At 73.4% G+C, this 11,465-nt stretch carries 12 protein-coding genes; 6 read left to right on the forward strand and 6 right to left on the reverse strand.

Translation table 11 applies throughout. The features are described 5' to 3' along the window. Nucleotides 1-46: 46 nt before the first annotated feature. Both ACFWA9_RS35335 and ACFWA9_RS35340 read right to left on the reverse strand, forming a co-directional pair. A complete protein-coding gene (locus ACFWA9_RS35335) occupies nucleotides 47-232 on the reverse strand; it encodes a hypothetical protein (protein ID WP_352295510.1) in 186 nt (61 codons plus the stop codon). A 242-nt stretch (nucleotides 233-474) separates the two neighbouring features. Beyond that, nucleotides 475-975: an anthrone oxygenase family protein gene (locus ACFWA9_RS35340; RefSeq protein ID WP_329485605.1), complete on the reverse strand. Its 501-nt coding sequence runs from the start codon at nucleotides 973-975 to the stop codon at nucleotides 475-477. A gap of 134 nt (nucleotides 976-1,109) precedes the next feature. On the opposite strand from ACFWA9_RS35340, the gene ACFWA9_RS35345 reads away from it, so the two are divergent. Further along, nucleotides 1,110-2,060, forward strand: a complete 951-nt coding sequence (locus tag ACFWA9_RS35345; protein ID WP_380392967.1) for an AraC family transcriptional regulator — start codon at nucleotides 1,110-1,112, stop codon at nucleotides 2,058-2,060. Between the two features lie 76 nt (nucleotides 2,061-2,136). Here the strand turns inward: ACFWA9_RS35345 and ACFWA9_RS35350 are convergent, their stop codons facing one another. Next, the gene (locus ACFWA9_RS35350; RefSeq protein ID WP_380392970.1) at nucleotides 2,137-3,588 is read right to left on the reverse strand and encodes a DHA2 family efflux MFS transporter permease subunit; all 1,452 of its coding nucleotides are present in this window, start codon (nucleotides 3,586-3,588) and stop codon (nucleotides 2,137-2,139) included. A gap of 161 nt (nucleotides 3,589-3,749) precedes the next feature. Beyond that, entirely contained in the window at nucleotides 3,750-4,316 is a 567-nt protein-coding gene (locus tag ACFWA9_RS35355) for a TetR family transcriptional regulator (RefSeq protein ID WP_352296356.1), read from the reverse strand. A 186-nt stretch (nucleotides 4,317-4,502) separates the two neighbouring features. On the opposite strand from ACFWA9_RS35355, the gene ACFWA9_RS35360 reads away from it, so the two are divergent. From ACFWA9_RS35360 to ACFWA9_RS35370, 3 genes are all read left to right on the forward strand, one after another. After that, nucleotides 4,503-5,339 carry an undecaprenyl-diphosphate phosphatase gene (locus ACFWA9_RS35360; RefSeq protein ID WP_329485601.1) on the forward strand — a complete coding sequence of 279 codons (837 nt, stop codon included), beginning with the start codon at nucleotides 4,503-4,505 and terminating at the stop codon, nucleotides 5,337-5,339. A gap of 33 nt (nucleotides 5,340-5,372) precedes the next feature. After that, nucleotides 5,373-6,308: an ROK family protein gene (locus tag ACFWA9_RS35365; protein WP_380392974.1), complete on the forward strand. Its 936-nt coding sequence runs from the start codon at nucleotides 5,373-5,375 to the stop codon at nucleotides 6,306-6,308. Between the two features lie 155 nt (nucleotides 6,309-6,463). After that, nucleotides 6,464-7,567: an NADH:flavin oxidoreductase/NADH oxidase gene (locus ACFWA9_RS35370; protein ID WP_380392977.1), complete on the forward strand. Its 1,104-nt coding sequence runs from the start codon at nucleotides 6,464-6,466 to the stop codon at nucleotides 7,565-7,567. A gap of 45 nt (nucleotides 7,568-7,612) precedes the next feature. Here the strand turns inward: ACFWA9_RS35370 and ACFWA9_RS35375 are convergent, their stop codons facing one another. Together ACFWA9_RS35375 and ACFWA9_RS35380 are read right to left on the reverse strand one after the other, a co-directional pair. Then, nucleotides 7,613-8,818: a PP2C family protein-serine/threonine phosphatase gene (locus ACFWA9_RS35375; RefSeq protein ID WP_380392980.1), complete on the reverse strand. Its 1,206-nt coding sequence runs from the start codon at nucleotides 8,816-8,818 to the stop codon at nucleotides 7,613-7,615. After that, entirely contained in the window at nucleotides 8,815-10,425 is a 1,611-nt protein-coding gene (locus ACFWA9_RS35380) for a CHASE3 domain-containing protein (protein ID WP_380392983.1), read from the reverse strand. Before ACFWA9_RS35380 ends, ACFWA9_RS35375 begins: the two co-directional genes overlap by 4 nt. Nucleotides 10,426-10,539: 114 nt before the next feature. Between ACFWA9_RS35380 and ACFWA9_RS35385 the strand changes: the two genes are divergently transcribed. Next, a complete protein-coding gene (locus ACFWA9_RS35385) occupies nucleotides 10,540-10,884 on the forward strand; it encodes a hypothetical protein (RefSeq protein WP_329485595.1) in 345 nt (114 codons plus the stop codon). Continuing rightward, nucleotides 10,881-11,306, forward strand: a complete 426-nt coding sequence (locus ACFWA9_RS35390; protein WP_329485594.1) for a response regulator — start codon at nucleotides 10,881-10,883, stop codon at nucleotides 11,304-11,306. The genes ACFWA9_RS35385 and ACFWA9_RS35390 overlap by 4 nt, the downstream gene beginning before the upstream one ends. Nucleotides 11,307-11,465 lie beyond the last annotated feature (159 nt).

An 11,465-nucleotide genomic window follows, 5' to 3' on the forward strand; every position in this document is an offset into this window, starting at 1 on the left:
CTCCGGGGGAGCGCCCGCGCCCTTCGGGCTCCGTCCGCGCCGGCGGTCAGTCGGGCGGCTCGTCCTCGTTCTCGGCTCTGGTGGTCTCCGCGGCCGAGCCGTCCCGGTCGGTGGTCGGCCCTCCGGCCGGGGTCCGGCCCTCCTCGCCACCGGCCGCGGGGATGTCGGGTGCCTCCGTGCCCTCGGCGGGCGGCAGGTCGGGCACCTTGGGCGCCGTGCGGGGGTCGCTCACGGCGGGCTCCTCTCGCTCCGTTGCAGCTCCCGGGCGTTCCGGGTCCCTGCGCGGGTGCCCACCGGGCGGTGCTCCATGCGTGCCCCGCCGGGGTTTCGGGCGCGGCCGGCCGCCTCCCGCCGCCCGCGACGGCCCCGCGTGGTCCGCCGTCGCGGCCACCCCGCCGGGCCCGACGGGCGCGGCGAAGCCCCGGACCCGGTCCGGGGCTTCGCCGTCGGCCGGGTGCCCGGCCCCGCGCACCGTCAGAGCGCGCTCCGCGCGCCGGTCACCAGGGCGGCCAGCAGGCAGCCGAAGCCGGCCGTCGCGGCGACCGTCCGCACGGTGTTCCAGCCCACCCAGCTGCTCTCGAAGGTCTCCCGGACGGCCGCCAGGTCCGGGATGCGGTCGAGCGAACCGGCCGCCGCCAGCTGATCGTTGAGCGGGACGTTCACCGCGCCCGTGACCACCAGCACCACCGTGTAGAGCACCGCCGCCGCGATCAGCCAGGGCAGCAGCCGCCGGTCGCCGCCGCGGAACTGCAGCACCACGGCGAGCACGGTGAGCGCGAGCGCGCCGAGGAAGACCAGCATGAACCAGCCGTTCAGGATGGCCACGTTGATCCGCTGCATGGTCTCCACGAAGGTCCGGTCGTCGGCCTTGCCGAGCCCCGGCATGACGGAGCAGGAGAAGGCGAAGAAGAGACCCGCGCTCAGTCCCATGGCCAGGGTCGCCGCCAGCAGTACCGCACTTCTGAATCCCGCCATCCCACACACTCCCCGTCGTGAACGCCCGCTGTCGGACACCCCCGAGTCAACCGCCCCGGCGGGCGCCCGCACCATCGCCGAGCCACTCGACCGCATACGCGGGCGTCCACACCCGGCGTCTACACTCGGGCGCCATGGACGCACTGGCCGGACTGCTGGCGGGGCCGAGGGCCCGGGGCGCCTTCCTGATCCGCTCGGTCCTCACCCCGCCCTGGGCGATCCGGGTCGAGGACCGGGCACCGCTCACCCTGATCACACCCGTGCGCGGCACCGCCTGGGTGCTGCCGGACCACGGCGCCCCCGTCCGGCTCGACACCGGGGACGTGGCGATCGCCCGGGGCCCGGACGCGTACGTGCTCGCCGACACCCCCGCCACCCCGCCCCGGGTGGTGATCCACCCCGACCAGAGCTCCAGCACCCCGGCCGGCGACGGGCTGTGCGAGACGATGGCGCTCGGTACCCGCACCTGGGGCGATGCCACCGACGGCCCGGACGTGCTGCTCAGCGGGACGTACCAGCTGCGCGGCGAGGTCAGCCGGGGCCTGCTGGAGGCGCTGCCCCCGCTGCTGGTGGTGACCGCGGACTCCTGGCACTCCCCGCTGATCGACCTGCTCGGCGAGGAGATCGGCAAGGACCTGCCGGGTCAGGACGCGGTACTGGACCGGCTGTTGGACCTGTTGCTGATCGCCACCCTGCGCACCTGGCTGGCCCGGCCCGAGTCCGACGCCCCGGCCTGGTACCGCGCCCACACCGACCCGCTGGTCGGTCACGCGCTGCGGCTGCTGCACGGCGACCTCGCCCACCCCTGGACGGTGGCGGGCCTGGCCGCCGAGGTCGGCGTCTCCCGGGCCGCGCTGGCCCGCCGGTTCGCCGAGCTGGTCGGCGAACCGCCGATGTCCTACCTCACCGGCCGGCGGCTGGCGCTGGCCGCCGACCTGCTGCACGACCCGGCCGCCACGCTCGGCGCCGTCGCCCACCGGGTCGGCTACGGCAGCCCGTTCGCCCTCTCCACCGCCTTCAAGCGGGTGCACGGCGTCAGCCCGCAGGAGCACCGCTCGGCCGGACCGGTCGCCGCCGGGGGCTGACCCCGGGGCGACCGGTCCGCGAGGTGCTCCCGCCGGCGCGGTGCTTCCGCTGACGCGGTGTTCAGGGACGCGCTGCTCAGAGCGCGGTGGGCTCCAGGACCGGCGCCTGGTTCGCGGTGCCCGGGTCCGTGCCCTTGCCCCCCGCGGTGGGGCGCCGGGCCGGGAGCAGCAGGGCCGCCACACCGGCGAGTGCCACCGTCACGGAGCCGAGCACGACCGCCGGGTACAGGCCGTCGACGAAGCGCTGCGCGCTCTCGTAGCCGCCCTGGGCGGAGAAGACCGACGACATGACGGCCACGCCGAGCGCCCCGCCCACCTGGCGAAGCGCGCTGTTGGCCCCCGAGGCGATGCCCTGTTCCTGCGGGCGGACGCTGGACATGACCAGGTTGGAGGCGGGTGCGAAGAACAGGGCCATGCCGACGCCGCTGATGATCAGGGCCGGCAGCTGGGCGGCGTACGAGGTGTGCGGGGTGGCCACGGCCGCGATGTAGCCGAGGCCCGCGGCCTGGAGGAACAGGCCGGCCGCCACCACCGGACGGCCGCCGAACCGGTCGGAGAGGATGCCGGCGAAGGGGGAGACGAGCATCGGCATGCCGGTCCAGGGCAGCATCCGCAGCCCGGCCTCGGTCGGCGAGTAGCCGAGGACGCCCTGCATGTACTGGCTGATCAGGAAGATCGAGCCGAACATGCCCAGGAACATCAGCAGGCTCGCGGCGTTGATCGCGGAGAAGGCGCGGGACCGGAAGAGCCGCATGGGGAGCATCGGGTTCCTGGCGCGGATGCCGTGCACCACGAAGGCGGCCAGCAGCGCGGTGCCCGCGACCAGGCCGGTCAGCACGGAGGAGTCGGTCCAGCCGTCGGAGGGGGCGCGCACCATGCCGTACACGATCCCGAAGAGGCCGCCGCTGACGAGGAGGGTGCCGGACATGTCGAGCGTGGCGCCGTCGCCGTGGGACTCGGCGAGGCGCAGGCGGGCGAGCGGCAGGACGGCGAGGCCCAGCGGGACGTTCAGCCAGAAGATCCAGTGCCAGGAGACGTGTTCGGTGAGGCTGCCGCCGATGAGCGGGCCCAGGGCGACCCCGAGTCCGTTGATGGCCCCGAGGATGCCGTAGGCCATCCCGCGCTTCTCGGGGGGCACCGCGGCGCTGAGCAGGGTCAGGGTCAGCGGCATCATGACGGCCGCGCCGACGCCCTGGACGGCGCGTGCCGCGATCAGGGAGTCGATGCCGGGCGCGAGGGCCGCAGCGGCGGAGGCGACCGTGAAGACGGTCATACCGGCGAGGAAGAGCCGCCTGCGGCCGAACCGGTCGCCGAGCGCCGCGCCGAACATCAGCAGGACCGCGAAGGTGAGCGTGTACGCGCTCACGATCCACTCCAGGCTGTCCAGCCCTCCTCCGAGGTCCTCGCGGATGGCGGGCAGGGCGGTGGTGACCACCAGGTTGTCGAGGGCCGACATGAATCCGGCGGTACCGGTGATCACGAGGGCCCAGGTGACACCCCCTCGGCGTGCCGTCTGCTGCTGTGACATTGCTTCCCCCCAGCGGTTGATGCGTGTTCTGGATGTAGTTATCGCTTACTAACTTCGCGGCCCGTGACAGACCCCGGATGCCGCGGCGGCGCGGGCCGCCCCGGCGGATCCGGCCGCGCCTGCGCCTGCGCCTACGCCTACGCCTGCGCCTGCGCCCGCGCCTACGCCTCCGGTGGGACCACGACCTGGTCGAGGCGGATGCCCTCCCAGACCCGGTGCCCGGCCGGGAACCCCATGGCCATCAGGGTGTTGATGAGCATGCCGTAGGCCAGGAACCTCGTGGTCTCGTCGCCGTCGGCCTCCAGCGGGAGGTTCACGGCGTCCCAGAGCTGCGTCCAGGCGGCCCGGACGGTCTCGCCGAACCCGCTGTCCCCGTCCGCCTCGACGGAGGCCACGGCGATGTAGGTCTGCATCTGCATCTGGAGCTTCTCGGGGTCGTCCGCGATCAGCCGCATGTACGCCCTCGCCATGGCGCGCATGGCTTCCTTGCCCGCCAGCCCCTTCGCGGCCTCCTCGAACACCCGGCCGGTGTCCTCGATGCAGCGGAGCGAGGCGGCGACGAAGATCGCCTTCTTGCTCGGGAAGAGCCGGAACAGGTAGGGCTGCGAGACGCCGACCCGCTTGGCGATCGCCTCCGTGGATGTGCCGTGGTACCCGCGCCGCGCGAACTCGGCGATCGCCGCGCGGACCACGCTCTCGCGCCTGTCCTCTGCGCTCATCCTGACCATGCGGGCAAGTTAGTGGGTAATCACTAACTACGTCAACGGACCCGGTGCGGGGCGCCAGCCGTTCGAGCGTCCGAGCCGGTTGGACGGCGCCGCCGCTTACGTCTACATTCCTGTCGTCGTATGCGATGGCCCGGAGCGCCGCACGTCGGCCCCCGGGAGAGTGCCGACACCACTGGGAAGGTGCACGTGAGCGCGATCACCGTCGGACAGGCCGTTGTCCTGGGAGTCGTGGAGGGGGTGACCGAGTTCCTGCCGATCTCCTCCACCGGCCATCTGAAGATCACCGAAGGGCTGATGGGCATCCCGGTCGACGACGCCTCCGTCGTCGGTTTCACCGCGGTCATCCAGGTCGGCGCCATCGCGGCCGTGCTGCTCTACTTCCTCAAGGACATCGTGCGGATCGTCTCCGCCTGGGGCCGCGGCCTGGTGAACCGCGAGGAGCGGTACCACCACGACTACAAGTTCGCCTGGTGGGTCATCTTCGCGACGGTTCCGATCGTCGTGGTCGGCCTGGCCGCCAAGCCCCTGATCAAGGGCCCGCTGGCCTCGCTCTGGGTGGTGGCCGGCTCCCTGATCGTCGGCAGCGGCGTGATGTGGGCGGCCGACCAGATGGGCCGGCACAAGCGCGGCGAGGACGACACCGGCTTCAAGGACGCGATGATCGTCGGCTCCGCCCAGATCCTCGCGCTGCTGTTCCCCGGCTTCTCGCGCTCCGGCGCGACGATGTCCGCGGGCCTGATGCTCGACCTCGAACGGGTGGCCGCGACCAGGCTCTCCTTCTTCCTCGGCATCCCCGCCCTCACCGGCGCCGGCCTGTACGAGCTGAAGGACGCCCTGGGCGCCGGGGTCAGCACGACGCCGCTGGTCGTCGGCACCGCGGTCTCCTTCGTGGTCGCCTACGGCTCGATCGCCTGGCTGCTGAAGTACGTCGCCAAGCACTCCTTCAACGCCTTCGTCGCCTATCGGATCGCCATCGGCGTGATCCTCCTCGGCCTGCTCGGCTCGGGCGTGCTGACCGCCTGACCCGCGGCCGGGGCCGGGCGCCCGGTCAACCCGTTGGCCGTCACGGTGGACCGGGAGTTCTTCGTCGGGATCAAGATCAGCGGCGAGGCCCTGTTCGGCGTGGTCTGCGACCTGCGGGCCGGTCCGCGGGTCGCCGGCGGCCGTCAACTGGGCGAGGACCGCGGCCCGGAGGCCGTCTGCGGGCTGCTGGGTGAACTCGTCGAGGAACTCCTCGACGCCGACCCGGTGTTCCGGGAGCGTACGAGGCGCCTCGGGGTCGCGGTCTCCGGTGACGTGGACCGGTCGGCCGGCCTCGTCCGGTACTCCGTCCTTCCCGGCTGGCGCGACGTCCCGCTGGCGGACGAACTGGCGAGGGCGACCGGGCTGAGCGTCACGGTGGAGAACGACGTCAGGGCCCTGACCGCTGCCGAGCACTGGTTCGGCGAGGGGATCGGGACGGAGAGCTTCGCGCTGGTCACGATCGGTTCGGGGGTCGGCTCCGGGCTGGTCGTCAACGGCCGACTGGTCACCGGGGCGTACGGGGTCGCCGGCGAGCTGGGGCACATCAGCATCGACCCGGACGGCCCGCCCTGCCACTGCGGCGGGGTCGGCTGCGTCGAGGTCTTCGCGGCCAGCGGCGCCATCCTCGCCTCGGCCCGCGGTGCGACCGGCCGCGCGGACCTCGACTTCGACGACGTCGTCCAGCTCGCCCGGGCCGGCGACCGGGCCGCCCGGGAGGCCTTCGCCACGGCCGGCCGGGCCATCGGGGTCGGCATCGCCACCCTGGTGAGCCTCCTCGGGCCCGAGCGGGTCGTCGTCACCGGTGAAGGGCTCGACACCTACGACCTCTTCGGGATCCACATCAGGGAGGCGTACGCCGCGCACTGCTTCATGGCGGCGGCGAGGTGCCCGCTGACCCTGCGTCCGCTTCCGTGGGAGGAGTGGGCCCGGGGCGCCGCCGTCCTGGGCATCCAGGCGCTCCTCCCGTAGCGCGGGCCCCGGGCCGGTCCGGCTGTCCGCGGGGCGCTCCGGGGCGGCGAAGGACATCCCTTGCCGTAATGAGGCGTGTGCAACTATTGTCGTACGCAGTAGGGCGTGACTGCAAGTATTTGGACGGCGCCGCCGCCTCATTCAGGAGACCCGACATGAGCACCACTCTCTTCACCCCGTACACCCTGCGGTCGCTGACCGTCCCCAACCGTGTCTGGATGGCGGCGATGTGCCAGTACAGCGCCGTGCCGGACGGCGACGGGGCCGGTGTCCCGACGGACTGGCACTTCACCCATCTCGCGGCCCGCGCCACCGGCGGCACGGGGCTGATCGTCACCGAGGCCACCGCCGTCAGCCCGGAGGGCCGCATCAGCCCGTACGACCTCGGCATCTGGAACGACACCCAGGTCGAGGCGTTCCGGCGGATCACCGCCTTCCTGAAGGCGCAGGGCACGGTTGCCGCGATCCAGCTCGCCCACGCCGGCCGCAAGGCCTCCACCGAGCGCACCTGGGTCGACCGCGGCCGCGCCATCGGCCCGGACGAGGCCCACGGCTGGACGCCGGTCGCCCCGAGCGCCGTGCCCTTCTCCCCGGCGCACACCACGCCGGAGGAGCTGACGGAGGAGCAGATCGGTGATGTCGTACGGCAGTTCGCCGACGCCGCCCGCCGGGCGCTCGACGCCGGCTTCCAGGTCGCCGAGATCCACGGTGCCCACGGCTACCTGATCCACCAGTTCCTCTCGCCCCACAGCAACCACCGCACCGACGCCTACGGTGGCTCCTTCGAGGGACGGATCCGCTTCGCGCTGGAGGTCGTCGACGCCGTCCGGGCGGTGTGGCCGCAGGACCTGCCGCTCTTCTTCCGGATCTCCGCGACCGACTGGCTCACCGAGGACCCGCAGGACGACCGCGAGGGCTGGACGTCGCAGGACACCGTCCGGTTCGCCAAGGAGCTCCAGGCCCGTGGCGTGGACCTGATGGACATCTCCACCGGAGGTATCGCCCCCGACGCCAGGATCACCGCCGGCCCCGGCTACCAGGTGCCCTTCGCCGAGGCGGTGCGCAACGGGACCGGCATGCCGGTGGCGGCCGTCGGCCTGATCACCGACCCCGCCCAGGCCGAGGAGATCCTGGCCGCCGGCCGGGCCGACGCCGTCCTGCTCGGCCGCGAACTCCTGCGCGACCCCTACTGGCCCCGCCACGCCGCCAGCACCCTCGGCGCCCCCCTCCCCGCCCCGGTCCAGTACCACCGCGCCTGACCCCGGCTCCGGCCGCCGGGGCGCGCCCCGGCGGCCCCCGGCCGGTCAGCCCGACGGTGGGCGGCTGCCCCAGTCGAGGCGGAGGACGGCGAGGTCGTCGGTGTGGCGGCCGGCGTTGAGGGCGTGGGTCTCCTTGATGAGGAGGTCGACGTGGGCGGCCGGGTCGGCCGGGGGCAGGGTGCCGATCAGTCGGAGCAGGCCGTCGACGCCGAGCCGTCCCTTCGTCGTCCCGTTGTGCCCCTCGGTGAGGCCGTCGGTGTAGAGGGTGAGCGCGCCGTCGGCCGGGAGGGGGATGACGGTCGGGGTCCAGCTGCCCAGTCCGGGGGCGATGCCCAGGGCGATGCCGTGGGCGGCGGTCAGCTCACGGGTGCCGTGCGCCGTGGTGAGCAGGGGCTCGTGGTGGCCGGCCAGGTAGAGGGTGGCCGTGGTGGCGTTCTGGTCGAGCGTGAGGAGCGTGCAGGTGGCGAAGAGCACCTGGTTGCCGCGTTCGGCGATCAGGATGCGCTCCATCAGGTGGAGCAGGCTCTCGCCGCGGTGTCCGCCGAGTACCAGGGAGCGCCAGGCGATCCGCAGCAGCACGCCGAGTGCGGCGGCGTCGGGGCCGTGTCCGCTGACGTCGCCGACGACGGCGTGCAGCAGTCCGTCGTCGCCCTCCACGACGTCGAGGAAGTCCCCGCCGAGCAGGGCCGTGCTGGCTCCGGGCAGGTAGCGGGCGGTCACCGTGACCGTGGAGGTGCCGAGGATCGGCGGGGGCAGCAGCCCCCGCTCCAGGCGGGCGTTCTCCTCGGCCCGCAGGCGGGCGGCCTGGGCCTCGATGCTGGCGCGCTCGGTCTGGCTGCGGTACACGGCGTAGCGCACGGTGCGGTGCAGCAGGTCCGCCTCGACCTTGCCCTTGACGAGGTAGTCCTGGGCGCCGGCGGCCATCGCCTCGGTGCCCGCCTGGGCCTCCGCCATGCCGGTGAGGACGATCACCGCCGTGTGGGGGGCGACGGCGCGGACGGCGGTGACCGCGGCGGTGCCCGTGGCGTCGGGCAGGTGCAGGTCGAGGAGGATGCAGTCGGCCGGGTGGGCGGCGAGGGCGGCGCGGGCCTCGGCGAGGGTGGGCCGGGTGGTGAGTTCGAACCGCAGCCCGGTGTCGTGGAGGAGCTCCTCCACGAGCAGGGCGTCGCCCTGGTCGTCCTCGATGAGGAGGACGCGGTACAGCGGTTCGTCGGGGGCGGCGCCGGGGGTGGCTGCCACGGCCGTGCTCATCGTGCCTGCTCCGTGTCGGATCGGGCCGCGGTCTCGCCGGTCGGCGGGCCGGGGCGCTGCGGCGGTTCGGGTGCCAGGGTGAAGGTGATGCGGGCGCCCTCGCGGTGGTCGGGGTCGATGGCGATGGTGCCGCCGTGGAACTCGACGATCTTCTTGCACATCGCCAGCCCGATGCCGCTGCCGGAGTAGGCGTCCTTGGTGTGCAGCCGCTGGAAGATCACGAACACCTTCTCGGCGAACTCCGGTGCGATGCCGATGCCGTTGTCGGTCACCGCGAAGTGCCAGAGCGCGTCCTCCCGGACGGCCGAGACGTGGATCTCCGGCGCCACGCCGGGCCGGCGGAACTTGACCGCGTTGCCGATCAGGTTCTGCCAGAGCATCCCCATCTGGGTGGGGTCGGCGACCAGGGTCGGCAGCGGATCGTGGGTGATCTTCGCTTCGGCCTCCTCGATGCCCACGCTCAGCGCGGCCAGGGTCTGTTCCAGCACCTGGTCCAGGTCGACCTCCTGGTGGGCGTGGTGGAGCCGGCCCACCCGGGAGAAGTCGAGGAGGTCGTTGATGAGGACCTGCATGCGGTTCGCACCGTCGACCGCGAAGGCGATGTACTGGTCGGCCTTGGCGTCGAGCCGGCCCCCGTAGCGGCGCTGGAGGAGCTGGGTGAAGCTGGAGACCTTGCGCAGCGGCTCCTGGAGGTCGTGGGAGGCGACGTAGGCGAACTGCTCCAGCTCGGTGTTGGACCGCTGGAGGTCCGCCGCCTGCTCGTCCAGGCGCAGCCGGGCCTCCTCGGTGAAGGCCAGTTCCCGCACCAGGCGCCGGCGCATGGAGTCGATCTCGCCGCTCAGGCGCCGGAGGTCGGCGGGGCCGGTCGGGGTGATGGGGTGGTCGAAGTCGCCGCCGCCGATGGTGCGGGCGTCCGCGACGAGTTGGTCCAGCGGCTTGGTGATGCCCCGGCGCAGCCCCTCGAACACCAGGGCGGCGAGGGCGGCGATCAGCACGGCGACGGCGCCGAACACCCAGTTCCGCAGCCGCATCATGGCGGCGAGGTCGCTCCGCGTGGCGTCGCGTCCCAGGCGCAGCCGGTCCTCCTGGCCGCTCAGGGCGGCCCGTACGTCGTCGAAGGCGTTCTTGCCCTCCGGGGCGTTGCCGGCAGCGAGCGGCGAGGGCGTGCCGGGTGGCGCGGCGGCGATCGGCCGGGCGATCCGCTCCTGCCAGCTCGTCACGGCGTCCTGCACGGCCTTCAGGTCGGCGAGGCCGGAGGGGTCGTCGTGGAGCAGTTCCGTCAGCTGTGCGGTCTCCGTCCGCTGCTCGGCGAGCCCCTGCTGGTAGGGCGCCATGAACTCCGGGGTGCCGGTGAGGCCGTAGCCGCGGATCCCGGTCTCCTGGTTGAGCAGGGCCGACTCCAGGCGGAACGCGCTGGCGAGCGCGGGGGAGCGCACGTCCACCAGGTCGGTGCTGATCGACTGGGTGCGGGACAGTACCCACGCCCCCGCCACTCCGAGCAGGGTGAGGAGCACCAGGGACGCGGTGACTCCCACCCGGAGCCACCGCCGGGTCGTCCAGGTGGCAAGGCCCCCGCCGGGCCTCCGGTCACTGTCGTCGCCGGTCATCGTGTCAACTCCTCGCTCTGCCCGATGCCTTCGATCGGATGCGGCGAGGCCACTCTAGAGGGCGGACGACAACGGTTGTTGTCGCGGGTTGGTTCTGGGCCTAGAGTGCCTGACATGCCCGGCAAGAACTTCGTACTGCGTACCACCTCGCAGGAGGCGGCCGCGATCGCGGACGCCGCGATGGGAGACCTCGCCCGGCGGCTGGCCGGGCGGCTGACGGCGGTCCCCGCCGCGCCCGCGGTGAGCGACACCGCCCAGGCGCTGAGCCTGCTCCACGTACTCGACCACCTCCGGCAGGCCACCGAACGGCTCCAGCGGGAGGCGGCCGGCGACGCCGCGCGCGCGGGTGCCGGCTACCCGCAGATCGGCGCCGCCTGCGGCATGACCCGTCAAGGCGCCCGCCGGCGCTGGCCGGGGCTTTTCCACCACCCGACCGAGAACCCGCGGAGCACCCGATGATGACCACCGCCCGCCCCTTCGATGTCCTGCTCGTGGAGGACGACGCCGCCGACGCGATGCTCATCGAGGAAGCCCTCTCCGAGCGCGGGGAGCGCAACCTGGTCCAGGTCACCGACGGCGTCGCCGCCCTCGAATACCTGCGCGCCCCGGACAGCGTGCGTCCCGACCTCATCGTCCTCGACCTCAACATGCCCCGGATGAACGGGCGCGACCTGCTGAAGGTCCTGAAGAACGACGACGACCTGCGGACCATCCCGGTGGTCGTGCTCACCACCTCCACCGCCCCGGACGACGTCACCGGCGCGTACAGCAGCCACGCCAACGCGTACGTGGCCAAGCCCGTCAACCTGGACGAGTTCGAGCAGGCCGTCCAGACCATCGACGCCTTCTACCTCGACACCGCCACCCGCCCCCGCCCCTGAACGTCCCCGCCCCTGAACGTCCCCGCTCCTGAACGGGCCGGGGGCCGCAGCCGCGGACATGGTCGTGGGCCGGGCCCCCCCGGCGCGCCACGGGGCGGCCCGGGGCCGCCCGCGGCCCGCCCGGCCCGCCCGGCAGGCCGGGCGGGGGGCGGCGGCGGG

It is taken from the genome of Kitasatospora sp. NPDC059973 (assembly GCF_042737525.1).
Taxonomy (GTDB): Bacteria; Actinomycetota; Actinomycetes; order Streptomycetales; family Streptomycetaceae; genus Kitasatospora.